19 protein-coding genes are annotated in these 24,561 nt (G+C 43.2%); 9 read left to right on the top strand and 10 right to left on the bottom strand.

Translation table 11 applies throughout. The features are described 5' to 3' along the window. The first annotated feature begins 57 nt into the window (after positions 1 to 57). The 7 genes from BUE31_RS01660 to drmB all read left to right on the top strand — a co-directional run bounded on the left by BUE31_RS01660 (position 58) and on the right by drmB (position 15,127). Complete coding sequence (locus BUE31_RS01660; RefSeq protein WP_073399640.1) at positions 58 to 951, top strand: DUF6615 family protein; 894 nt, start codon at positions 58 to 60, stop codon at positions 949 to 951. A gap of 125 nt (positions 952 to 1,076) precedes the next feature. Then, positions 1,077 to 3,353: a DUF262 domain-containing protein gene (locus BUE31_RS01655; RefSeq protein ID WP_073399638.1), complete on the top strand. Its 2,277-nt coding sequence runs from the start codon at positions 1,077 to 1,079 to the stop codon at positions 3,351 to 3,353. Between the two features lie 38 nt (positions 3,354 to 3,391). After that, complete coding sequence (locus BUE31_RS01650; RefSeq protein WP_073399636.1) at positions 3,392 to 4,951, top strand: DNA cytosine methyltransferase; 1,560 nt, start codon at positions 3,392 to 3,394, stop codon at positions 4,949 to 4,951. Positions 4,952 to 4,959: 8 nt separating this feature from the next. Further along, positions 4,960 to 7,527: a DISARM anti-phage system protein DrmE domain-containing protein gene (locus BUE31_RS01645; RefSeq protein WP_073399634.1), complete on the top strand. Its 2,568-nt coding sequence runs from the start codon at positions 4,960 to 4,962 to the stop codon at positions 7,525 to 7,527. A gap of 1 nt (position 7,528) precedes the next feature. Beyond that, on the top strand, positions 7,529 to 9,274 hold the full coding sequence (locus BUE31_RS01640; protein WP_073399632.1) for a nuclease-related domain-containing DEAD/DEAH box helicase: 1,746 nt from the start codon (positions 7,529 to 7,531) through the stop codon (positions 9,272 to 9,274). Positions 9,275 to 9,277: 3 nt separating this feature from the next. Further along, positions 9,278 to 13,054 carry a helicase-related protein gene (locus tag BUE31_RS01635; RefSeq protein WP_073399630.1) on the top strand — a complete coding sequence of 1,259 codons (3,777 nt, stop codon included), beginning with the start codon at positions 9,278 to 9,280 and terminating at the stop codon, positions 13,052 to 13,054. Further along, positions 13,055 to 15,127, top strand: coding sequence for a DUF1998 domain-containing protein (gene drmB / locus BUE31_RS01630; RefSeq protein ID WP_073399628.1), 2,073 nt, complete (start codon positions 13,055 to 13,057; stop codon positions 15,125 to 15,127). 30 nt (positions 15,128 to 15,157) lie between these two features. Here the strand turns inward: drmB and BUE31_RS01625 are convergent, their stop codons facing one another. After that, on the bottom strand, positions 15,158 to 15,589 hold the full coding sequence (locus tag BUE31_RS01625) for a very short patch repair endonuclease (RefSeq protein WP_073399626.1): 432 nt from the start codon (positions 15,587 to 15,589) through the stop codon (positions 15,158 to 15,160). A 32-nt stretch (positions 15,590 to 15,621) separates the two neighbouring features. Beyond that, entirely contained in the window at positions 15,622 to 15,906 is a 285-nt protein-coding gene (locus BUE31_RS01620) for a hypothetical protein (protein WP_073399624.1), read from the bottom strand. 49 nt (positions 15,907 to 15,955) lie between these two features. Between BUE31_RS01620 and BUE31_RS01615 the strand changes: the two genes are divergently transcribed. After that, a complete protein-coding gene (locus BUE31_RS01615) occupies positions 15,956 to 16,195 on the top strand; it encodes a hypothetical protein (RefSeq protein WP_073399622.1) in 240 nt (79 codons plus the stop codon). Positions 16,196 to 16,208: 13 nt separating this feature from the next. On the opposite strand, the gene BUE31_RS01610 is transcribed toward BUE31_RS01615, so the two are convergent. Both BUE31_RS01610 and BUE31_RS01605 read right to left on the bottom strand, forming a co-directional pair. Beyond that, entirely contained in the window at positions 16,209 to 17,192 is a 984-nt protein-coding gene (locus BUE31_RS01610) for an HNH endonuclease (RefSeq protein WP_073399620.1), read from the bottom strand. Beyond that, positions 17,164 to 18,333, bottom strand: coding sequence for a DNA cytosine methyltransferase (locus BUE31_RS01605; RefSeq protein WP_073399619.1), 1,170 nt, complete (start codon positions 18,331 to 18,333; stop codon positions 17,164 to 17,166). The genes BUE31_RS01610 and BUE31_RS01605 overlap by 29 nt, the downstream gene beginning before the upstream one ends. A 215-nt stretch (positions 18,334 to 18,548) precedes the next feature. Here BUE31_RS01605 and BUE31_RS01600 point away from each other — a divergent pair, with 215 nt between their 5' ends. Further along, positions 18,549 to 18,821 carry a hypothetical protein gene (locus BUE31_RS01600; RefSeq protein WP_073399617.1) on the top strand — a complete coding sequence of 91 codons (273 nt, stop codon included), beginning with the start codon at positions 18,549 to 18,551 and terminating at the stop codon, positions 18,819 to 18,821. A 108-nt stretch (positions 18,822 to 18,929) separates the two neighbouring features. Here BUE31_RS01600 and BUE31_RS01595 read toward each other — a convergent pair whose 3' ends face one another. The 6 genes from BUE31_RS01595 to BUE31_RS01570 all read right to left on the bottom strand — a co-directional run bounded on the left by BUE31_RS01595 (position 18,930) and on the right by BUE31_RS01570 (position 24,381). Continuing rightward, positions 18,930 to 19,202, bottom strand: coding sequence for a potassium channel family protein (locus BUE31_RS01595; protein WP_234997765.1), 273 nt, complete (start codon positions 19,200 to 19,202; stop codon positions 18,930 to 18,932). Beyond that, on the bottom strand, positions 19,199 to 19,684 hold the full coding sequence (locus tag BUE31_RS01590; protein ID WP_073399613.1) for a hypothetical protein: 486 nt from the start codon (positions 19,682 to 19,684) through the stop codon (positions 19,199 to 19,201). The genes BUE31_RS01595 and BUE31_RS01590 overlap by 4 nt, the downstream gene beginning before the upstream one ends. Then, on the bottom strand, positions 19,675 to 20,586 hold the full coding sequence (locus BUE31_RS01585; RefSeq protein WP_073399611.1) for a hypothetical protein: 912 nt from the start codon (positions 20,584 to 20,586) through the stop codon (positions 19,675 to 19,677). The genes BUE31_RS01590 and BUE31_RS01585 overlap by 10 nt, the downstream gene beginning before the upstream one ends. Positions 20,587 to 20,701: 115 nt before the next feature. Further along, on the bottom strand, positions 20,702 to 22,702 hold the full coding sequence (mobC, locus tag BUE31_RS01580) for a conjugal transfer protein MobC (protein ID WP_073399609.1): 2,001 nt from the start codon (positions 22,700 to 22,702) through the stop codon (positions 20,702 to 20,704). Positions 22,703 to 22,711: 9 nt separating this feature from the next. After that, positions 22,712 to 23,989 (bottom strand): relaxase/mobilization nuclease domain-containing protein, encoded by a 1,278-nt coding sequence (locus BUE31_RS01575; protein WP_073399607.1) that lies wholly within the window; start codon positions 23,987 to 23,989, stop codon positions 22,712 to 22,714. After that, positions 23,944 to 24,381: a plasmid mobilization protein gene (locus BUE31_RS01570; RefSeq protein ID WP_073399606.1), complete on the bottom strand. Its 438-nt coding sequence runs from the start codon at positions 24,379 to 24,381 to the stop codon at positions 23,944 to 23,946. Before BUE31_RS01570 ends, BUE31_RS01575 begins: the two co-directional genes overlap by 46 nt. Positions 24,382 to 24,561: the final 180 nt, after the last annotated feature.

Here is a 24,561-nt window from a genome sequence, read left to right as displayed (position 1 = left end):
CACTATTTATAATATCCATTTACACAGCGGGCTAAAGGTCAATTTACAAATAACAGCATGAGTTTACTCTATTATCTTGATCCTCTTAATCCACCCGACGAGTGCGATATATTTAAAGCCGCCGCCAAAGACAGCTGGGCAAGAATCCGTTTTTCCAGGATTAAACCCCGTCTGAAAATACATGAAACTACAATTACACAAAACCTGGTTTATGAAATGCGGCTATTAAAAGCTGTCTATCCCCACTTAGGATTTTCCCTTTTCGAATCAACGATGGAAGATACACATGGTGATGATCTCGAACTTTGTATTGAGCAAAATGATGGGCGGGTCATTACCTACGCGCTTCAGGCCAAAATCATTTATCATACCTCAACAAAAAAATGGATCAAACTTGGTAACGGAAATTACAAACAGATGAATCACTATGTAGGAATTCGGCGTGCCAATCAGGTTCAGCTGCTGATTGATTATGCCAAATCGCTGGGTCAAATTCCTATGTATTTACTGTACAACTACGTGTTAAAAAGAACGGCAATCAAAACAGGTGTCGATAATGACCTTTATGGCTGTACGGTCGTGACCGCTGAATATCTGCAAGCCAATCACGGTTTATCTGACGGCAATCTGAAAGCAACTGTCAAGTTCAATGACCTACACCCCTCTCCCGCAATTCCTTGGCATGAGTTGATCTGTAGATTTACTTCGTTGAGAGATATTGATATCCTAACAGAAATCGGTCTTCCCGGTTATCCTCTGAGATCGCGCACCTTGGCAGAGACGCTGGATAATCCGGAATGGCTTCCCGTAGACGTACACGAGGATTCGATGGATAATATCAGGCAGGGCAATCTTCAAACCTTACTCGAACAGGAAAAAAAGGAAGCCAATGGGCCAGCGTTCCGGCCGAGATTTCGTTTACTTTTCAGACCCGGTTCGACATTAAATTAAATGCAATGTAGTTGTTAACCAGACATCAGAATACCTATTATATTATTAAGCGTGACATATATTCATTAAACTCATTTAAGTAAGAGGATAAAAATACAATACCGCTAATCAACTATATTTACCAAATGCCAGACCTTTTCCAATCAACCGATATCGGCCATATTTCGTTTATTCACTATGCCGAGTTGTTTTTGAATAAAAGTCACGGCGAGTTCGACTGCATTCAGTTACCGCCCATTCAGCGAAATTCTGTGTGGAATGTTGCTCAGATCGAACGGCTGTGGGATTCATTATTTCGGGGCTTCCCCATTGGAAGCTTTTATCTTTCTGAAAGAAAGCAAAAAACTGTTGCGAGGTCGGTGCTTGACGGTATTCAAAGAGAGCAACCGGGGAACGGCTATTTTCTATTGGACGGTCAGCAAAGAACACGCGCACTGTTATTGGGATTTAAGGCAACCGGTTCCGCAAGATTATATATAGATCTTGATCCTCAATTGCCTTTTCAAAATCCCGAGGATAACGACAGAAAGTTTATATTCAGATTGCTGACCAACTATCAGCCATGGGGAATGAACAAGGAAACACCGGTTAGGAAACTCTCCGATCCGGAAAAGCAGAATGCAAGGAAAGTACTGGCAGAAAGCAATCTTCACTATGATTATCAGTTAAAAATTAATCATGGAACCGTGCTTGATGAGTACCAGCGCCTCAATGGATTCAGCCCATGGCCCATACAGTCACGACTACCCGTACCCGTTGATATCTTAATTGAAGCCTGCGGCGGCTATTCCGGCAATTTCCGCGAAGCCGACTGGAATTTCATTATGGAGTATGTTCCTGAACAATATAAATCGAACAGGACAACAGAACCAACCAGCTGTTTCAAAGACGTACTTAAAAGCATGCGAAATCTTTTAAGAAAAGACGCAGTCAGGCAACGGCATATTTCACTTTTGCTTCACACAGAAGAAGAGGTATCACAAAACACCACAAAAAATATAGACCCTTTGGAAGTGCTTTTTACACGTGTAAACGCTAACGGCACTCCGCTTGAGGGGGAAGAAATGGCTTACTCCCTTCTGAAATCATCTTGGGATGAAGCCTATAATCTCGTTTCCCAGATTTTAAATAATCCTGAGATAGGTTATCTTTTCACACCTACCAAGCTGGTCATGGCCGCATCAAGGATTGCAGCACTGCGGGCGAAGAAAAATGATGATCCAAAGCCTAGTGTTACAAAATTCAGACAATGGATAGCGGAAAGAAGCCCTAATGATCAATCATTCTTTCTTGATGAAATGAAAAGGCTCATGTTACCGGATGATTTGCAGGTGTCCCGCTTTACACGCATTCTAAGTCATTTTTGTCAGCTGGCAATATTTCGTGAGAATGGCCCTTCAGGCGATCCGGGGTTACCTCGAAAGCTTTTGCTTCATCTGCGGGCATCCCTGATACACCCCGTTCTTATCTGGATAGACCGGCAACTGGATCAGGAAATAGATTTTGAGGTCAGCAGAAAAGGGATCATCAGATATTTGTCTTATTCTCTTGTCGGATTCGACGACCCCGACAAAGTATCCAAAGCAGCAGTAAGAGTTATAACTTCGACAAACAATACCATTTTTCCGGATCGTGAAATATATCTCGAATGTCTTGAAAACGATCTGGCAAAGGTTGTACCCGCGCCGGATCAGATCCTTTCATTTGGAAATGCGCCTGCTGATGGTTACCTGCGACATTGGGATGCGCTACTGGGAGAAGAAACCGATCCGCTTCGTCCCTTCAGGCTTTCTTTCTGGTGGAAAAAAGAGTTGTTACTATGGTTTCAGCGATCTGATATTCCTGTGTGGTTTCCCGGTTATAATCCCATGAGTGAAGATGCCAGTGATACCCCATATGACTATGATCATATACTCCCTGCCTCCCACATTTTCGGACAGGGTTCACGAAACAATCTTCCGGGCGCGACACCTGACCATGAAAATGCGTTCAGAGAACGCCGAGGACGATATCTAGGGTCAATCGGAAACTACAGGATCTGGCCGTTGTGGGCCAACCGTTCTGACGGCAATATTTGTCCGGCTGAAAAACTCCGCATGGATATGCCAGACCTCAGTGAAGATAAAGTTGCACGTCAACTTAAATATACCACAGAAAAAGATTTTACTGAAGCATCCTGTATAAACCCTGATAACCGGGATTCATGGTTTGGCTGTGCAGGCAATCCCGCTAAATGGCCTGACAACCGACGTAAAGCATGGCAAACCGCGGTGGAAGAACGTATAAAATATTTATACCGGATATTTTATAATACTTTGCAATTTGAAAACTGGCGTATTGGGGAGCCGCAACAGGAAAACAAAATTCTCCTGAATATTATAGAAAATCAATCCCTAAATTAAAATACATTAGCTTTATATTTAATAATTATTTTTTGTAGATGCCTGTTCCTATCATTGATCTGTTTGCCGGTCCCGGCGGTTTAGCCGAAGGCTTTAGTACTCTTGTGGATACTCAGGGCAACCGGGTTTTTAAAATAAAACTATCCGTTGAAAAAGATGCTTTTGCGCATCAGACGCTCACACTGCGGTCTTTTCTCCGTCAGTTTCCGGTAAACGCATTGCCTGCGGAATATTACGACTTTCTTCGGCAGACAATTACACAGGCCGAACTGTTTGATCAATACCCGGAAGCTTATCAGGGTGCCATTAAGGAAGCCTGGCAGGCAACACTGGGAGCGACATCTTCAGAAGAAATTGACTCCCGGATATCAGAGGAACTTGAGCATGAAAACAACTGGGTATTGATCGGTGGGCCACCCTGCCAGGCATACTCCTTGGTCGGCAGGTCACGGGTTGGCGGAGTTCATGAGGATGATCACCGGGTTCATCTTTACAAGGAATACCTCCGTATTATCGCAGCACATCAACCCGCGGTATTCGTTATGGAAAATGTTAAGGGATTGTTGTCCGCCGAATTGAACGGTGAAAAAATATTTCCACGAATACTGGCAGACCTTTCCGATCCATCCTCCGTTTTCCCGGAGCATGTTTCCTCAAAATATAGAATTCATTCTCTGGTTACCGATCAGATTAAAACAGACAGCGACTTTCTTATCCGGTCTGAAAACTACGGTGTTCCGCAGAAAAGGCACCGTGTTATATTGCTGGGTGTAAGGGAAGATGTTAAAGCAGAACCCGGAATCCTTAAGAAATCACAAAAGGTCAATCTTGGTTCAGTGATCGGAATGTTGCCAAAAGTAAGAAGCGGAATATATCGCGATTATTCACATACAGAAGAGATTGTTACCGGTGGAATATTAAAAAAGAAGCGGCATTATCTCCCCGTCAAAGACTCTTATGAAAACTGGTCCGGCAGAGTCAGTAAATACGCATCGGAACTTTCATCTCATTTTCCGGAAGGTAATGCTGAGCCCAGCGGATTTCCGGTCGGCACTGGTGTGGAATATCTTTCCTATGTCACAGACACACTCAGTACAGACCATCCGCTTTATAGCTGGTTTAATGATAAAAAAACAGAAGGTGTAGTTCAGCACGCATCCCGTGCTCATTTGTCACTGGATCTGAAAAGATATATGTTCGCTGCACTTTACAGCAAGGTCCACGGAAAGTTTCCGAGAATGCAGGATTACAGGGAATTCGGCGACGATCTTGTTCCCGACCATGAGAATGTAGAATCCGGAAAATTTAATGACAGGTTCCGAGTACAGCTGCCGGACGAGCCCGCTACTACTGTAACGAGTCATATCTCGAAAGACGGACATTACTTTATCCATTATGACCCTCAGCAATGCCGGAGTCTGACGGTACGAGAGGCTGCCCGCATCCAGACATTTCCGGACAATTACTTCTTTTGTGGCCCCAGAACCCAGCAGTTTCATCAGGTCGGCAATGCTGTGCCGCCTTATCTTGCTTTTCAGATCGGACAAATCGTCCGGGACGTACTGAACAAACACGAAGAATTAACCAATGCAGATTGAAATAAATTATGCTGGATAAAAAATACATAGCTGATTATATTTCAACGGAATTTCCCGATCTTAAAAATACGGGATTTAATCTCAATGACGCGGAAGTTTCCGCCTTCAGTGAGAATACTTTATTGCCCTTCCTGATATACCAGAACACTGTTGACTCAAAAAACAGAATTATAGAGTTGTATTTACAGGAGAATTCAGCGAGTATTCACTTTCTGCCTTTTTACGTTGCTGTCGGTTTTTACAGAAAAGCAGTTAATAAAGCCCTTACTGCTCAGCGCTTCAAAACTGAAAAATTCGAGCCTGGCAAAAAGTCAGTCAGATATAACTCCAGCATTTGTTCCATTACCGGGATAAATTTTTTGAACCGCACAATCCAGCTCCGTTCAGGAATCAGTGAGCATGAATTATTGTTCGAGGACGACTATAAACTAAAATGGGATAGCTATAAAAATTCGGCAGATATCCGTGAGCGGCTGAGCGCATTCGCCCAATTGGATAATGCGAGTCATCATAACATATTCACATTACCTGTGCTTGACGGTGGCAGAAACCACGAAGGCGTTATTCTTTTTTCCAGCGTTTCTAAATTTTCAACACTCCTTCGGAATCTGCGGGTAGCTGGACACGATCTACGGCAGCATTTAAACATTCAAACGGCATCTTTTGCCGAAGATGCCATTAAACTTAGCCTGATTTCCGCGCCCAGAACAAAAAATCAGCCGGTAACCGTTCTTGTAGCGAGAAACGATAGTGTGATGGCATTTAACCACATTATTGAGGCTGGCAAAAACAAAATCGACCATCTGAATACAATAATCATTGATGATTTCGATGAACTGCTTAAAATATGGGAAAGATCTGGCGTATTGGATGAGAGAATAAGCGAATTAAAAGAGATTTATTTCGACCGCCTCGGAACAGTAATGAAAGACATTTACCTGATCTGTAAAAACAGAAATTTCTCCGTTCACGAATGGATGGCAAAATACGGGATCAGATCGGAGGCCTGGCAGGTTACACCAAGGGAAAAAATCGTACTTGATGGTCTTGATATGCCTGAACCTCTCATTTCGGTAAAAAGAATGACTGACAAAATGCTGGAGTCCATACAGACCAGCGCAGAACACCTTTTGCATCAGTGGAAAGAATTGGGGCGGAACAATTTCTGCAACGGACAAACCATCAGACAAATCGGTCATTTATATAATTTACGTGATAAGTTGTTGTCATTTTATAAACCGGAAACCTTTCTTAAACTGAATAAGATAATAGATCAGGAATTAGATGAATATCAGCGGATATGGTTTAGTAACAACCAGGATGAAGGTCTGATTCAGCAAACAAGGGATTTTCTTGCTTCACAAAACATTTCTGGCGGTAATCTTACGGATATACGCCATATTATTGCACAAAATAATACCGTCTTAAAAAAGATTGTATTTGTTACCAATAACACCGATAAGGACGACCGCAGTTTTTTTGAATCCGAACTCGCTTTGGTTTTAAAAGAGACAAGTATGTCCTTTTGCACAGCGAAGGAGTTTTTGCAGATCAGAGAGACGAACAATGATCTGCCGGATCTCATCATATATCTCAGCTGGAATAAAGACGTATTAAACAATGCACTTGTCAACCTGTTAAGCAATAAACAGGTGTTCCTTGTTAACAAAAAAAGCAGCAAAATAATTATTAATCACTTTAATAAATCGGTTGCAGGTCTTGCAGGGATAAGCGGTACAGATATTAAATACAATCTCCTTAATCTTGAACCCCCATCGGAAACTTCGGACAAACAAGATAACGGTTTAATCGCTTTAGCAGATGAAGCAGAATTTTTTGCAGAAACTGACGACTCTGCTGATATTGAAGATATTTCAGAGTACGTCCACGGGGTGCTGAATTTCTTTAATAATGACACCACAAAAGCCACAAAAAAAGGTGTAAAGACCTATTTTGTCTTTTTTGAGGACGGTACTCATGTGGAATGGCCTGAAAATAAATCCGTTTTCTATTTCGAAGACCATGCTGAAGGAGAAAAGGACTCCGTACAAAAAGAAGTTCAACATCTTGTAACTGGCGACCTCGTGCTTTTGCCGAAAAACCGGGCGGAAATGAAAAACATTTTGAAAAATGCGTTGTCACAGGATGAGAAAATGGCTTCTTCCCTGAAGTATGACGAAGAATGGCGGAAGAAAATCAATAATTGTATTACATTGGATCACAATGAAACCGATCAGTTCAGGGATCTGCTGATAGAAAATGGCTTTAGTATTAGTTCCGGTACAATAAGAAACTGGATCGATGGGGAAACAATACAACCGCATAACTTCAAAAAGCTGCTGCTTACGCTTATCAAAATGGACGTAATTGAGGACGAAATGAAAGAACGTTATCTGATTGAAAACAGGACTTTAAAAAGGCATAAGATTATGTTTGTAAGAAGTGCTGTGCGAAAACTGATTTTTAATCTGAAAGGCATTCATTACGGAGAGGATGGAATTTTTGATGAAAAGCTGCTCAACGCTTTCGTCGACCATGTTGATATTAAACCGGTTTTAGGAATATATATTAAATAATATGCCGATCAGCCCAGCCACACTCAACGGATACGAATTCAACTCAGAAGCAGAAAAGAAAATTTATCTGGCTGCAAACAGCAGCGGCTATTTTAGTAACAGCGATCATTATTTTTTTCATTCGCTTGACCTGTCCGATACCGGAAGCAAAAAAATAAAGGGAGAAATAGACTTTGTATATCTGGATAAAGACTGCATTCTTTTTTTCGAGGTAAAGGGTGGGCAAATCAAATACGATTCTCTGCAAAATGAATGGTATGTTATGGGGGCGACTGAAAAGGGAAATCCGTTTAAACAGGCCTATAATTCACTTTTCCGCACAAGGGACGTTCTGCTGCCAAAACTTTTCAATACCCGTTCCGTGGCAGAAAGGCTTGTTTTTGGCATTGGTGTTATATTTCCTGATTGCATCAGGCCAAATGAATTTCATAAATCTACTTCAGGAGCGATGGAGTTCGACCCGCAACTGCTGTATGATTACAATAATCACAAATCTCCCGATGGATTGGTGGAATACATAAAGAAAATAAAAGCTTACTGGTCCAATCATTTACAATTCAGAAACCGACCGGGTATCAGTTATAAGGAACTGACTACGATCAGTAAATATTTCAGGCAGGAACTACATTTTACTTTACCCATATCGGATTTACTGGCTAAAGGCCACCATGAGCTGGGCAGGCTAACAGGTATGCAGATGTATGTACTTGACAATTTAAAATATAATCCCGGCAAGGGTGGCCTGATCATGGGTGGTCCGGGAACTGGCAAAACCATTCTGGCGCTTGAGCTGCTGAAACGATCTGTAATGCAATCAAAGAAAACCCTGCTGGTCTGTTTTAACAAAAATCTGTCAGACCATCTGAACCGCAAAGCATCTGAAGGTGGAATTAACGAAAATTATGAAATCAGGAACCTCCATGAACTGCTTAAAGACGAAACCTACCTTAATGGCAGGTCCGCACCCGTGACCGGCGATCAGGTTTACTGGTCCCGTGATCTTCCACTCTTTTTTAACAGAAATCTTAAAGCGTCGAAGACCGGCTGTTACGATTACCTTATCATCGATGAGGGGCAGGATATTCTTAATGAATATCAAATGGAGGCATTAGGGAAACTGCTTAAAGGGGGATTTGAATCAGGTAACTGGACGGTATTCCTGGATAAGCAATATCAGAATATTTATAATGAAGACGCTGAAGAATATTATCAATATTTCAGAGAAGCATATCCATCGGTCGTTACTCTTTTACAGCTGAATTGCAGGAATACACGATCGACAATTAAAAGAGCAGCAGTACAAACCGGATTGCCCGAAATGGCTTGTCTCAGAATATCCCAGACATGGAACAGCGAAATCAGATATTACAACCCCGGACAAGACCTGTTCAACCGAATCAATGAATTTCTCCTTAAACTGGAAAAAGAGGGCATAAAAAAGGAACATATCACCATACTCTGTACTGAAAAAAAGCAGCTTACGCAATTGATGGAAAGCGGAAAGGGATCTTTTGCTGAGTGCGCGTTTCATATGGCCGGCAAGGTTAATATCTGCACCATCCATTCCTATAAAGGTCTGGAAAATGAATTTATTCTGATCGCAGGTCCGGAAAACTACGATACTAATAATCATATTCAAATGAGTCTGATCTACATAGCAAATACAAGGGCTACCTCCCAAAGCATATTTTTTCTGGACAGGAGGTTTAAAACAATTATTGAGGACAGAGAGGATTCAAATTTATAACACATGAAAACAGATATCCGTGCAAAAATAGCCAGTGAAGTCAACGATCTGCTTTCCGGTCCGATATATGGACTCGGAGAAGAACTTGACAAAAATCCGCTGGATTTTTACACCATGGGAATTCTTTATCCAAGGTTACAACAGACACCAGATTTTGACGATGATCTTCCTGAATTTACAACAGCACCGGATGTTGATAAAGAAGAAAGTTTTGATGCACAGGATCTTCCCGAAAGCGACTCAGGAAAAAGAATGCGAAGCTCTCTGGAGAACAATGGATTCTCTGAGCCCGATGAACTTGAACTCACCACAAAATTCAGACCGTCAGCTGCCGGAATTTCTGTGCTCACGAAGAAAAACCCCAGTCTGACACTTAATGTCAAATTTGGATTCTACACAAAAAAGCAATCGGATAAAACAGAAGCCAACGGACATGCTATAAAAAAAATCGTTTGGAAACATCAGCATCACAGCCAGCAGATTATTATAACAAATGGAATAACCGAGGGAGCGACAGAATCAGATTCAAAGGGAAAAATCAGTACGATCTCACTGGGTGACAGAGCCTTGCTTTCTGTGGTTACAAGACCTTACCGGCATACACCAGATCTTGAAATTAAAACCTTTACACTAATAAATAAACGAAATTCACCAAATTTCCGACAGCAGAAAAAAACGGAGGACTGTCTTTTTCAACCGGAAATAACAGCTGATAATGCCGCGGGTTTTGAAGGTTTCGAAGATCTCACTAATCTGAAACTACTAAGTAAGGAAGACCTTAATCTCAAGCTTTTGTACCGAAATTACAAAACATGGGCACTGGGTCATGGTATTTCCGTCGAATGGGATGAATATGATAGTTCGGTAAAAAGCGTACGAACAGCAGTAATGCCAGCGGAAAAAGTAAATGGGGTTGACCTGAACCCTGAGGTTTTTCATGAAAGAAATGTACTTTATATTAAAAGGCTTGCCGGAAAATCAGAAGAGGCCAGCTACAGCCGCGATATCATAAAGGCAGAACTTGAAGAATTTGTTAAGCTGTACCAAAGCTGGATTGAAAATCAGTATAGTATGACTAGTAATGATTCGGCTCTGCCGGAGGAATTACGTGCACAGGCACTGGTTAATCTGAAGTCATGTTCAACGCTTGCCGAAAGAATGAACAACGGTATAAAACTATTGTTCAGTGATCCTGAAGCAGAAAAAGCTTTTCAGGATGCTAACCGCGCAATGTTCATACAACGAGTAATGGCTGACTTCAGCAGACATCGCCGTGAAATGAAACGTGTGCAACACAATAAACCGGCGCTGGATGACGCTATGCCCGACTATCGCCTTATTCCATTTAATGCCACTGCCGGGTCACTATGGAATAGTGGTGTACTGGATATAAATGCAGATACGGTAAGAAAAGGGACCCTAGCGAGATGGCGACCTTTCCAGCTGGCCTTTCTCTTATCACAAATTGAAGGGATCACAGACATACAATCGGCTGACCGAGATACTGTCGACCTGATATGGTTTCCAACCGGAGGCGGCAAAACCGAAGCCTACCTCGGCCTTACTGCTTTCACCATCTTTTATAGGAGATTGAAGTTCAAAAAAACGAATCCTGATAGTGGCGCAGGCGTTTCCGTGCTCATGCGTTACACCCTTCGTTTGCTCAACAAACAACAATTTGAAAGAGCTTCAATTATGATTTGCGCATGTGACCTGATTAGAAGAAACGAGCCGGAAAATTATGGTTCCAAAAGGATTTCAAATGGCATTTGGATGGGTAGTTCAATGACACCCAACAAGATTACGACTCAAGTGAGTGACTACGGGAATTTTATCACACAGATTAATAGCGGCCGCTTACCGGATACTCACCGAACATCTCCGCCACTTCTTTCCTGTCCCTGCTGCGGAAACCGGCTTGTCAAAGAAAACTTAGCCGGGAGCGTCACCGGCAGATGGGGGTATTTCAGAAAGAAAAATTCCAGAAACTTAGAAACAGGGGCATATCTTATTGGCTGTACTAATACCCTGTGCCATTTTCATGTGAGTAGTTCGACACTGAACTCCAGAGCTGATTATACGCTTCCCGTATACGAAGTGGATGAGGTCATTTACGAAGAAAGACCATCTCTATTATTTTCAACTGTAGATAAATTCGTCCAGTTAGCCTGGAACAGTACTTGCTTTAATCTTTTTAATACTGCTTTTACAAACGGAAACATTCAGCGGATTTACCCTTCACCAGATCTTATTATTCAGGATGAACTACATCTTATCAGTTCGGCGCTGGGAACAATTTACGGTGTTTACGAAATAGTGGTCGATCGCATGTGTCGTGAGGCCGGGGGAAATATTGCAAAAGTAGTCGGAGCAACTGCAACCGTGAGAAATGCGGCACAACAGTGCCTCCGCCTTTACGGCCGAAAAGGATTTATGCAGTTCCCCCCGCCAGGCACTGATGCTGACGATTCTTTCTACGCAAAAAAAATCAAGGGGAATGATCCTAAAAACAGACTTTATGTAGGCCTGATGCCATCAGGAACTACAACCAGTACCGCTCTCATTCGTCTTGTTTCTGTGCTTATGGAAAGAATTCCCGCCATTCCCGAATCAAATAAAGACCTGGATAATTACTATACGCTAATTGTATATTTCAATGCGTTAAAGGAGCTTGGTAGGTTCAGGACTTTTCTAACTGATGATATCGTCGCTTACAGGAAATTACTTGCAAACGAGTTCAAAACGTTTATCAGGCCTTTTGATCAGCATATGCTATGTGAATTGTCGAGTGTGATGACATCTGATGAAATTACCACAGGCCTTGATAAGCTGGAAAAAACCACACTCCCGGGGGGAGCAGATCAGACTCATCCGCTTGTTCAATTTCTTTACAGATCCGGTATTCGTAGTTTTCCGGCACTACGGTCTGCAAAAGGTTCGCGCTGGAACGATGAATTAATGACAGAAAAGTTCTTTAAGGATATCGGTCTGGAATTTACAGATGACAGCAAGAAAAACTACAGTGAACTGATGGCATTGGTTGCAAGACTTATGCCGGGAGAAGATGAACCGATTCAGATCGCTCCTGCCACCAATATGATTTCTGTTGGTATGGACATACCGAGGCTTAATACCATGATTATCAACGGGCAGCCAAAAACTTCCGCGGAATATATTCAGGCTAGTTCACGTGTGGGAAGAGAAAGCCCAGGTATCGTTTTCACTTTTCTTTCACCGACAAAAAACAGAGACAGATCTCATTATGAAAAATTTAAAGCCTTCCATCAGGCGTATTATTCATATGTAGAATCAAGTTCGGTAACCCCTTTTTCACGCCCGGCGCTGGAAAAGGTTTTACCTACCGTGTTAATTGCGCTGACCAAAAGTCTCTTTCTGGATGGCAATGACGGTATCTTTGATGGTTCAGGAAGCGATTTCCGTGCTTTTATTGATGATATCATGCTTGATATTATTAACCGGGGAACCGGGATATACGGTCAGGCTGCGGGATCAGAAATCGCGCATACTGTCAACGAGATTAAAGAGGAGTTTCTCGGCAAAACAGAAGATCTCCCGGGAAACAGACGACTTGCAAAGTATATGGATTTTCTTCAGCCGGACCCGCTTGGAGGTGGATTTATGCCAACACTGCAACATCATACTGCAGTATACAATGCCCCCGCCCAGTTTGTTGAAAGTGTTCTGTCTGATCACATACCGACTATGCAAACCCTCAGAAATGTTGAAGTGTCTTCTGCTGTATCTATTAAAAATCAATAAATGAGTTACGATATCAGGCAATCTCAAGTTATACATACCTGGCCGGCAGGTTCAATGATTGACTTTCCACAGTTATCATTGATTATGCTCAATCATGATCATCAGTATAATGATTGGGGAAATCCGGACCCGGCAGGACAAAATCAGGCAAATTCCAGAAACACTGTAAATGACGCCAGACTGGCAGAAGCATTTAAGGTGGATGCTTTCATTCTACCTCCTGCCAGGGATGGTATCAGCGCACTAAGTACCTGGGCTATCCGTTTTCCCAGAATGAATTACTGTCCACAGTGTGGCCTTATGCACCTGACCAACAGGGCATCAGGCATGATGCCAACGCCAAGAGGCAGAAGTTATAATACCGAAATGAAACCGGTCCATTGTCCGGCATGCTTTAATCATCAGACTTCCAAAGGGCCCGCAGTCATTCCTATGAGATTTGTTATAGCTACGGAAGAAGGATTTCTTGACGACTTTCCCTGGGACTGGTATGTTCACAAAAACAAGCCGGATGAACGTAACAAGGGAAATAAACTTTACTATAAGTCAAAGGGTGGTTCTGCCAGCCTGGCGGATATACAGATTGAAAGCAGGAAGGAAGACAATACCTTCGTTGCCGTGAGGGACCTGAGCAAAATTTTTGATCAGGAGATTTTTGCGGAAAGAACAGCGAGCGAGGGTAATTATCTTCAATACGTAAATGGTTTTCTTCCTAAACCATGGAAAGGTTGGCACAATGATAACTCCTTTATCTCAGAAGTGGTGACCGTTCCGGATGAAAGCACGATCTGGAACGGAGACGAATTAACTGATACTGCTAAACGACGATTCCCAAGGACTCTTCAAAAAGGTGCCGGAAATGTTATATTTCCTATAGTTTATAGTGGAATATTACTTCCTGAGTCCACTTATGACCAGCAGTGCCCGCCTGAAGTACAGCAAAAAATACAAACTCTTATGACCGAAAGGATTGATGATGCGCCTGATGAATACGCGTCAATGATCAACGAGGAGTGGAAAACTTATATTTTAAAAGTGGTGAATAGAAACCCCAACCATGGATTACTTCGGTTAGGACATCCACTTGCGATGGTTGTACAATTCATTTCTAATTTCTTCGGGGAATCTCCGACTGAACGTGCGGCTGACCGCTCAGAATTGCTCCGGCTCCAGGAGTTTAAAGCTTTTACGGGCGAAATAAATGATGATGAAAAGGTATGGTTCAAAAAAAGAGCGATCAATGGTGCAGCATATAATAGCGGTTTGCCTTCAGCAATGCTTTCCGAAGTAGTTCTCCTTGAAAAGATTTCGGCACTGAAAGTTTATCGGGGATTTACCAGAGTTAAACCTTTGATGGGCGAAGAACTTGTTTTTGCTGACCTGGCCGACAACCTGCAAGGAAAGCAACTGGAAGAATTTGAGCGAATTCAGGATTCAAGAAAAGATCCTGTTCACACCAGAGAGTTGCCAGCATTTGAAGTTAAAGGAGAAGGAATACTTATCAGGTTCAGCGATACTTTACTGAATGAATGGACAAAAGCATATCCCGACAGGCGCCTGGATGTAATTAACAACAACCAGCGACAGGCCAACGCCGATTTCGGTCAAAATAAAAAAATGACCAGCAAGCGCTATCTGTTTCTTCATACACTTTCACACATTTTGCTGAAAGAATTGTCAGAAGATTGCGGATATAGCCTTTCATCACTGGCAGAAATTATCTATTGCAGTGATGACACGAAAACCGGAACAAATGAAGAAATGAATGCGATTCTCATATATACAACCACATCGGACGCCGAAGGCTCGCTGGGAGGCCTCGTCGAAAAGGGCCTGCCCGAAAATCTGAGAGATATCATAATTAAAGGAGTCGATAAAGCCCGTTGGTGTTCATCAGATCCGCTTTGTATATCAGCTGACAGCGGGCAGGGCTTTATGGGCCTAAATCTGGCGGCCTGCTATTCGTGTGTTCTACTCCCCGAAACGAGTTGTGAGCGAATGAATCAATATCTGGACAGGGCAACCATAGTCGGGACACTTACGCAGGAAGAAATCGGCTTGTTCAATCACTGACCATGTAGTCACTTAAACCATCCGTTATCACTATGATAATGGGTGGCTGTTTATAATAAGCTGTTCTAACTCCACCATTGTATTTTCGATTACCTGCTTTTTTAGCTCACACTCCCATACTGTTATTATTCTCCAGCCTTTTTTTGTCAACGCAGTGAGTGCCTTGCTGTCATTAACTGTGTTTCCTGTAATCTTATTAAGCCACCATTCCGTTCTGGTTTTAGGGATCGTATAATACCGGCATCCTTCATGGCCATGCCAAAAACAGCCATGAATAAATACGACGGTTTTATATTTTGGCAGAACAATATCGGGTTTACCGGGAAGATCTTTAACATGCAGCCGAAATCGGAAACCACGGGAAAATAAATATTTGCGAATGAGCATTTCCGGCTTGGTGTCCTTGCCTCGTATCCGCGACATATTATAACTTCTTGTTTCTTTGGAGTGGACGTCTGCCATAAAAATTAAGCTGCAACCTGTGTGCCAGAATACTACACCTGCGAAGGCAACGGTATATATTTATCCAGCCCTGTCTCTATAAGAAATATTTCCTGCATTACGTTATAAACGTCAACACCGGCCAGATCACACACGTCAAAGGCCTGCTCCATTAAAGCATTTCTCAGTCCCGCTTCATCCGTTGTATAAGCCGGTTCACCGGATTCCATATGAATGTAATTGTTAAAATCTTCGTCTGGATGCGCATTTGTTCCCTCGGCAACCAGTTGCTTCATAAAACGCTCCACATCATTCAAATTTTTGATTTCTGAAATCATAATTACCTGATTTTATACTTAAATATAGGAAATTTCTTTATCTTTAAGTATGGATTTCTGGAAAAAATCGGGATATAACTATCAGCAGCTTATTGAAATATCAGAGGAAGCACTGCTTTTACTGGTTAATGCAATGGATCGCAAAGACATCATTGAATGGCTGGCCTGGAATGACCCTAATGGCGTTTATCATGACGAACAATCCTTAAAGGAACTTGGAAATATCATGAGCCGTGCCGAAGGCCTGGAAATACTTTTAAAACAGGTGGAAGAAAATCGTATAGTTTAAAAATGACCAGTTTCTATTTTTCTTCCACCCATTCCAGCACCTGATCTTTCTTCATTTTGTGTTTATGAATATAATCGTGGTGCACATTACAAATAGTGATCAGATTTTCCTCTGAATTTTCTCCTTTATGAGCGTGGTATTCCAAGTGATGCAGTTCGAGGAACTGGCGCGGATCTTCCGGCCGGATCATATTGAGGTTCCAGCCGCATTTACGGCAGCTGAAATGATCCCTTTCCAGTACTTTAATTCTTGTACTGTCTTCAATCTTACGGTCATGCTGCTCGGCCTGTTTATCTTCTTCGAAAACATATACACCAACCGGCAATTCCGGCCGCCCCGTGTTCCTCGTTTTAACCGGCCAGCCTTCTTCCGTCCTGAGTTCCCGCACCCTCCGCGCCCACTCTGTTGCATCTTTAGCCAGGTAACTTAATTCTTCACCGGTAATACTGCGGCCTATATTATTTTTGAAGAACTCCAGTAATTTATCTTTGATGGAAATATTCTTTCGACGAATCACGTTGCTCAGTTTCCAGCGGTAGGCCGCTTCTTTATCCTGACCGGATTGAAGAAAAATGTACTGAGCAGGTTTTATAGCAGAAACATCTGCTACCATATTATCCCAGTCACCTTCTTTCAGCATACTCTTGATGGTGTTGCCGCTCAATACCGGCCAGCCCATTTCCGAACGGAGTTCTCTGATGCGCCGCTGATAATCTGTTATACCCGAAACAACCAGCAGTTCATCACTGCTGATAATCTTTTCCGGATATTTCTGCAAATAGATCAGTATACGCTCCCTGGCACCTACGCTATCCCCTTCAGGAAGAATATTCGTTCCCAGTTTTCTTAGCAGATAGAAGGCAGGAATAAGTTCCAGCACCTGAGCCCGCACGTCGGCGGTACCTGACGATACAAGATCAGAAAAATTATCCAGCAAAGAAGTTAACTCCTCTTTGGTTTTCAGGAGATCAAAGGCTGACGGTTTCTTTTTTGCCATTCGCTGTTTTAGTTCTTTTACTGGTGACAGGTATTTGTTCCGGTTGGGTTAATAAAAAATGTTGATATACGGTCGCGGCAATCGTTTTTGCCATACCGACAGCCACTGCATTACCGATCTGCCTTGCAATTTCGGTTTTACTTCCCTTAAAAACAAAATCATCCGGAAAAGCCTGTATCCTTGCAGCTTCGCGATGCGTGATAGGCCGGTTCTGTTCAGGATGCAGGTATCTTCCTTTTTCTGGTTTAAAGAACTCTGTCCGTATCGTTACCGATGGCCTGTCCCACCATAATCTGCCGAAAAGATCCGTCCCCCCGCTTTTTTTATTGATCCAGCACTGCGGCGTTAACTCGGGGGCAAGACGGAGCAGATCAAATCTGTTCATTCCCTGTTCCGGTATCGCTTTATAACGTTCGATGCTCATCGGTGTCGGATTCCTGCCGAAATGCAGCGCATTCGCACCTTTTTCACCGCGGATCTCTGTCCCGACCGGCTGAGCAAGATCGCCGATAGCCTCCCTCAAGGTTGTCCATGGCTGTGCATTCGGTTTATATAATTTCAAATCCAGTGTCTTTTTATCCCGGGGATCGCGGTGCGTGCGTAAAGGCGGGAACACATTCTCAGGGTCAGCTAATTTTGACCCCATGATAAATGCCCTTGTCCTGACCTGGGCAACGCCGTAATTAGCCGCGATCAGTTTTGATGCCCTGATCGTAAATCCAAGATCATTGGCAACTCTTTCTATTTCCTTAAATTCGTCTGACGTAAGCAACTCGGGCACATTCTCCATAATAAATACAGAAGCTCCCGACCGTTCCACAATATCCATAAAAGGCAGCCATAAAGCTTTCCTCGGATCAAGTTCGCGATTTTTGTTAAGCAAACTGAATCCCTGGCACGGAGGCCCGCCGATAACCACATCCGCCTGCGGAATAACGGTTTTCGGATCTTCCAGAATGCTGACAATGTCGCCATGCGTACAATGTGCGCCAAAATTGGCATTATAGGTATCTGTCGCATCTTTATTAAAGTCGTTGGCCCATACGGAATCAAACACTGCTTTACCTCCGGACTTAAACTGTTTAAAACCAAGGGTAAAACCTCCCGCACCTGCAAACAAATCAATAATTTTAAGTTTCATAAACCTCTTTATCCCAAAATCAAAACTAAACAAATCAGATTATAATCGGCTAAAACAAGCCAAAATACTTATGCAATTATTTCATTGAAACAACACGAGAAGTATTCAGAGACGACCATATCTCCAATAATAACCTCATTAAAAATACATATCAATATTATCCCATGTCACTTATAGTCTGCTGAAAAACCAGCCTCAAATGGTTAAATTTGATTATGGAATTACAGATCAGCATACCCAGCCGTCCCGGCCAAATATGTAAGATAATCAACCCTTTGGACGATAAAGAACTAAACAACGTTTATATCATCGCTGAAGATCCGCAGCATTTTGATGATGATGATACAATTTACGTTGTCGCCCTAAAAGAATTGCAACGTAATATCAAGCACCCTGAATCTGCCGCTCAAATTCCGGTAACAAAGAATAAGCTTATGGTCGTAGCAGACAATCTCGAAGATTATATCGAAAGCTGGAATAACTCCTGACATACAATTATCTCTATTCATCATAATCTTCAGTATCTCCGGAGAACACGCACGAAATTACTAATTATATTAGCAAATACTAAATAATAATTTCCACTAAAGTCATTCTTAATCACCGGGGTCTTGGGTTGGAATGGCCTCACCGTCATTTGGCGGCGAAACTGCAAGAGCGCCCATTCCTAATTTTCCTGAAACATTGGCGATGAACATTACTATAAAAGACAATGAAAGCATAATCTGCAAAATAATGACATGCTGAATGGATTCATCTTTGGGGCTGATATCTCCGTATCCTATCGTCGCGGCGGTAACAAAGCTGAAATAAATAGCTTGTGATGATGTCAGATTTTTGTCAGCACCGACCAAACTGTCACTAATCACAAACAAAGAACGTCCTGCATTATTAATAAGATGTTCTTTAAAAGTATAGATTGCTGCAAAGCACAACAAATCTCTACATAATTGACCAGCATTAATATCAGGTTTCGCTGATAACTGAACGGCTCACTCCAAACGTCCCGGAGGAAAACACCACCCAGTAAAGCATAAATCGTTTCTATCGCAAGCCAAACGAGTATTAATGTCACATACCAGTTGTCAGCATACTGATTTGTAATAAGCCACCAGGAAATTACAACTTTAGCGATTACATAAACATCAGTAAGTATGCGGCGCACAAAAATGTGGGGGCGGTCTGTTGCAGCCTTGATCCAGTTTCCGGGAAAAAACCACCATGGCGTGTAAATCAGTATAACACGAATTACCCATTCAATACCAAACGCCGGCCGCTTTTCATTGTGAAACACAATACGACGGTATTCCTTTTGTTTTTCGCGATACGGTTTAGGCTTTCTTATCTCCATGGTGTATCGTAAATTTCGTCATAATTCTCTGTTTCTATAAATTCCAGCCCGACACTCCGCATAAACATTTTTTTTCCTTCCAGTGAATCGTCAGGATTTGCAGATGCAGATGCTACATACCAACCTTTTTTAGCCCGATCAGGAAATTTCTTAAAGTATCGTGCCCGCTCAATAAGCAACCAACGTATAAAAACTTCGTTCTCTTCCAGCGATAGCCCGAAAATGCAAAGGTTCTTATTAAAAACAATATGGAGCCAGGTGTTAAATCCCCGCCATTCGTGCTGATTTTTCCCACTGAATGGATTATTTTCACCCTTATGCAAAAACTCACGCGCACGTTCCACACATCCCATATAATGTGTCAACCCTAATCTGATACTGCGATAATACTTTACAAATCCGTTAATATACCAGACACCGAAACCATCAGTCGGTGACACATGCTGTTCTATACCATAATAAGTCGTCCACGGATAAAAGTCAGTAAAAGATTTACTGGCCATATAGTATTGCTCCAGGTTGCCTGCGGCCGGCAAAATCATATCAAAATTCGTCGTTAGCACAGGTGCGTTAAGCTCTATGGCTTTTAAAATAAACTCCCGGTGATGCGGGCGAAAATTCCAGTCATTCATTATCGATGCAGCTTCTTTTTGGATAGCATAAACCTGAGTGGGCTCAAGCTGGGCATTAGAAAGATCCAAAAGGTCATAAAATTCTGTTAATGTAATACCCTTCGGAACTCTGTCCCCTTTGAAAGCATCAGGCGCAAATTTTTGCCAAAGTTTAAGAAGAAGATGATCCCATGAAATGGCATCCGGATTATTAGGGTATCTATTGATACCATTGCCGACAATGAATGCAATATCATTCCGGTTTCTTTCTATAATATTTCTGAGTGACATAATTGTGGGTTTGGTTAGGTTAAAGATAGTTTATCCGGTTGAAAGCTTTGCGATTAAATTCCGCTTGAAAAGTTTTAGCTTATAAAGTCAAGGTATCATTAATCGGGCTTGAATTTTACATAGCTACCGCAGTAGCTCGTTCTTCATTTCCTTCATCTTCGTCATCAGCTTCTGCTTCGTCCACTTCCGGTAACTCATCGGCGATCAGGTTACGGATATCCGCTTTGATCTTTAAATAATTCTCCTGGATATCCTCGGCCGAAACCTCCCGGATGCGCGGCAAGTCTTTATATGCAGCCGTTTCTTTTGCAATAGCCTCACTGTCATTCTGCAATTCGCAATGAAATATCTTTTGCGGGATACGCTGATTCGGGTTATCAGCCATAAAGCCCACGAATTCACCCGATGACAAGGAGGCGATCCGCGACGCCGGTATCGCGTATTCCAGCTGTTTAGATTTGGTGATCGAAATATCGCTCGCGTTGATACTCTTGCTCTCCCGTTCCTGCATGATCTTGCCAAATGTTTCCGATAGCTTTTTAGCCGCATCCCCGGTCTGCTGGCCGCAGATCAGGTTACCGCCGATACTGGTGATCACCGCGGCTTTTTCAGCACCATAATTGTCCTTTAATTGCTCGACGGACTGGATACCCAAAACCACCGACATTAAATTGCTGCGCCCGGTACTGATCGCCGGTATGGTATCCACCGCTAAAGTGGGGTATTCATCAAAAATAAAAACCGACTTCAGCTTATTCTTTTGATTACAGACTTTGAGTGCACGGGTGGCGAACAGCGAAGCCACCGGTCCGAAGGATTGGATCTTCAGCGGGTTGTTACCCAGGCAAACGATCTTTGGGCTTTTCGGATCATTGATATCCAGCGTAAAATCATTCCCGCTTAAAACATAATACAGCTGCGGTGAAGACAAGCGCGCCATCGCGATCTTCGTACTTCCGATCTGTCCCTCCAGCTGGGGTGCTGCTTTACGCAGTAACGCCGATACAAAGGGATTGATCAGCATTTTGATCTCTTCCTCTTCCTGCAAAACTGAAAACAAGCTATCATAGTCCACCTGCATGAGTTCCAATACATGCGGCAGCGTACAATATTTCCCGTCGCGGTATTTGCGCAGGTACCAGATGATCGCAGTTAAAAAGTTGATCGCGCTTTCCACGAAGAAATCACCTTGTTTCTTCGCCCAGTCCCGGTTCAAACCCAGCATGATCGTCCGTGAAGCTTCGGTCGCGTCGGTAATATCCGTCATCCCGGCCGGTTCTAAGGGGTTGCAGCGGTGGCTCCGGTTCGCATCCTCGAAATTGATCACGTAGAATTTGGGTTTGACTTTATAATTATCCTGATATTGCAGCAGCTTGTTATAAGCGATCCTGGTTAAGTCGTCAAACTTGAAATCATAAATAAATAAACTGGAACCTTTACGGATCGCCTGGTCGATCATGGGCCGGATCACAAAATAGGTCTTACCTGCACCCGCGGAACCGATCAGGAGCAAACTACGGTGCGGGTTCACAAGATTAACCCAGGAGTTGCGCTCCTCCCCTTTTAGTTTATACTTCCCGGGCAGGTTAAAGGAATATTCATTTTCCAAAAGGCGCTCCTCCTGTGGGAAGGTTTCCTGCTCGGTATTGAAAACATCGTTATTCAGGCTATTTTTGATCAAACGGCTGAGGTAGGTACCGCCCGTCAGGATCAGCAGGTAACCGATTCCCGTCAATGCCATATAGGCGATAGCAATCAGATCGATGGCTGCTCTGAGGTAAAAGCAAAGCACACTGATAAAGTAAATCAGCAAACCCGTGATGAGGTACGCCGCGATGGTTTTCTTTTCCATCTTTTCATCCTTCCTGCCCTTTACCCCAACTAACGAGATAACCAGGAATAATAAAGCTGCCAGCTTGGGCCGGAGCATATTGGTAAACAAGCCCGTCTTCGCGATATTCCCGACAATCCGGTCGGTAATGTCCGCTGTCCAGTTCCAGTGCCTGAAAGCCTGGTAACAGCACAGGTAAAAATGTATCGCCAGTATAAAAATGCTGATCAGACGCGTAAAATCAATGATCTTACGCAATCCTTGTATATCTTCTCCTGTTTGCATAACGTTGTTTTATAAGTTCATAGATTGTTCCTGTTCGACTTTTTTCTTCTTCTTTTTGCGGGAAACAGTGGGTGCCAAGTCCGGCTCATTTTTGCTGATGAGTAATTTAAGGAACTGGGACGGGGCAGGAACCCTTAAGAAATGTGGGGTCGCTGGTCGCTGAAGACTGCCGCCTGCTTGGTGTTTAAGTTCCCAGGCGGTTTTGATCTTCTGGTCAACCGGAGCCAAACGCTCCAATATTGCTTTAGCGCCGTAAGCTTTGCCCAGATCCGAACCATTAAACACGCTCCGGTTGTGGTGATCGATATAGGTCAGGCCGTAAATAATGCCATCCTTATTTTCCCGGATTAAAAGCCGAATATCCCGCCTGGCTAATTCTTTCACCAGCGTCTCCCTGGTGATCTGCCGGTATTGGCTGAATACTTTATCGATCTGGAATTTGAGTTTATTTTTTAAAAGCGGCCGCTTTTCTTTGTTCTTCTCAAAGCGGTTTTCCAGTTTCTTCAGCGTAGGCGAATTATAGAGCTTACTGGCCTTGATCGGCACACCCATATGCCTGCCCTGTTCATCGACCATCCGGTAAAGCAATCCGCCATTACGGTAAGTATTGGATTGTTCGTGCCCACGGTCGGCGGTAACATTAAATTCGTTTAGCACCGCGTTCAGTTCCGGCAGGCTGGTGACATTATATTTTTGCAAAGCCAGTGTAACGATCTGCGTGATGGCCTTTTTGGTTTCCGTTTTGCCATAGGTCGCCCGGATTACCGCGCCCGGTTTGAGTTGCTCCAATTCCCGTCGAACCTGTTCTTTAGCACCCCGGCCGCGTGCCCGGATGAGGCCGTATTTGAGTTCGAGCGCCTCCCTGGCCGGTTCGGATTTTTCTTTACCCAAATTGTGTAAACTGATCCGCTTTCCGTCCGGCTTAATGTTGGTAGTGACGATGTGGACATGCGGATGTGCCGCGTCAGTGTGACTATAAACAAGGAAAGGCTGTTCGCCGAAACCAATCTGCGCCATGTAATCCCGCACGATATTGTCCATCACGGCGGGCGCTATCTTTTCGTTCGTCTCAAAGTTCAGCGAGAGGTGAACGCAGTTGGTGGCCACGCGTTCATTAAGTTGAGCCTGCCGCTTTAATACCAGTAGCTTTTGGTCGTAATCCAAAACCTCGCGATCTATCGGATAGTTCACGGCCATGATCAATGTAGCTTTCCCCTGCCCCACTTTCAGCTCATTATAGTTTAGTGCCCCTTTGATACTTTTTCCGCTATTGATCCTTGCAACCATTGTTTAGCCAAGTGATTGATACTGTTATTGATCTCTTTTAATTTCGCGTCCAGCTGCTCCCGTAATAGTTTAACGCTGTCAACCATTACACCTAAACCAGGTGTCGCCGTAAAGCTGTTCAGCTTCTTTGTTTGCTGGTTCAGATTATTACCGATGGCATTGAGTTCTTTACGCAGCTGCACTAGTTCCTGCAAGCCCTCATCCATGGAAGCGCTGCGCGTATAATAGGTCAACGGTTCTTCCAACAACCGTTTGCGGGCAAAGGCGCTCAGTTCCCGGCTGGTAGTTCTTTGGTGATTGCCGCTGATCTTTTGCAGTTCGTCAGGTGTCAGGCGGATATGCAGCCATTCGCTGCGCGTGATTTTTTTAGATGCTTTATCAGAATTTTCCATTAGGATACATGACTGTTAAACAAAAGCCGACTTCGGAGGCTTTTGTCAATCCCTCAGCGACTTCGGAGCGTAGGGTGAAATCCGTTTGTATCACAAACGTACATTTCACTCCGCCAAAAAAACAGGCGGCACGGTCCTGCCCGGCCGTTCCATAACGGCCAGTAAACCTACCTGCTTTTT

It is taken from the genome of Mucilaginibacter sp. OK098, from assembly GCF_900142915.1.
GTDB lineage: Bacteria > Bacteroidota > Bacteroidia > Sphingobacteriales > Sphingobacteriaceae > Mucilaginibacter.
This window is presented reverse-complemented; position numbering and strand designations above follow the sequence as displayed.

Excerpts from the sequence above, each read along its gene's own strand:
- BUE31_RS01635 (WP_073399630.1), top strand. The coding sequence starts at position 9,278 with ATGAAAACAGATATCCGTGCAAAAATAGCCAGTGAAGTCAACGATCTG.
- BUE31_RS01645 (WP_073399634.1), top strand. The coding sequence starts at position 4,960 with ATGCTGGATAAAAAATACATAGCTGATTATATTTCAACGGAATTTCCC.
- BUE31_RS01655 (WP_073399638.1), top strand. The coding sequence starts at position 1,077 with ATGCCAGACCTTTTCCAATCAACCGATATCGGCCATATTTCGTTTATT.
- BUE31_RS01650 (WP_073399636.1), top strand. The coding sequence starts at position 3,392 with ATGCCTGTTCCTATCATTGATCTGTTTGCCGGTCCCGGCGGTTTAGCC.
- BUE31_RS01590 (WP_073399613.1), bottom strand. The coding sequence starts at position 19,684 with ATGGAGATAAGAAAGCCTAAACCGTATCGCGAAAAACAAAAGGAATAC.
- BUE31_RS01620 (WP_073399624.1), bottom strand. The coding sequence starts at position 15,906 with ATGATTTCAGAAATCAAAAATTTGAATGATGTGGAGCGTTTTATGAAG.
- BUE31_RS01640 (WP_073399632.1), top strand. The coding sequence starts at position 7,529 with ATGCCGATCAGCCCAGCCACACTCAACGGATACGAATTCAACTCAGAA.
- BUE31_RS01660 (WP_073399640.1), top strand. The coding sequence starts at position 58 with ATGAGTTTACTCTATTATCTTGATCCTCTTAATCCACCCGACGAGTGC.
- BUE31_RS01610 (WP_073399620.1), bottom strand. The coding sequence starts at position 17,192 with ATGGCAAAAAAGAAACCGTCAGCCTTTGATCTCCTGAAAACCAAAGAG.
- BUE31_RS01600 (WP_073399617.1), top strand. The coding sequence starts at position 18,549 with ATGGAATTACAGATCAGCATACCCAGCCGTCCCGGCCAAATATGTAAG.
- BUE31_RS01605 (WP_073399619.1), bottom strand. The coding sequence starts at position 18,333 with ATGAAACTTAAAATTATTGATTTGTTTGCAGGTGCGGGAGGTTTTACC.
- BUE31_RS01585 (WP_073399611.1), bottom strand. The coding sequence starts at position 20,586 with ATGTCACTCAGAAATATTATAGAAAGAAACCGGAATGATATTGCATTC.
- BUE31_RS01615 (WP_073399622.1), top strand. The coding sequence starts at position 15,956 with ATGGATTTCTGGAAAAAATCGGGATATAACTATCAGCAGCTTATTGAA.
- BUE31_RS01570 (WP_073399606.1), bottom strand. The coding sequence starts at position 24,381 with ATGGAAAATTCTGATAAAGCATCTAAAAAAATCACGCGCAGCGAATGG.
- mobC (WP_073399609.1), bottom strand. The coding sequence starts at position 22,702 with ATGCAAACAGGAGAAGATATACAAGGATTGCGTAAGATCATTGATTTT.
- BUE31_RS01625 (WP_073399626.1), bottom strand. The coding sequence starts at position 15,589 with ATGGCAGACGTCCACTCCAAAGAAACAAGAAGTTATAATATGTCGCGG.
- drmB (WP_073399628.1), top strand. The coding sequence starts at position 13,055 with ATGAGTTACGATATCAGGCAATCTCAAGTTATACATACCTGGCCGGCA.
- BUE31_RS01575 (WP_073399607.1), bottom strand. The coding sequence starts at position 23,989 with ATGGTTGCAAGGATCAATAGCGGAAAAAGTATCAAAGGGGCACTAAAC.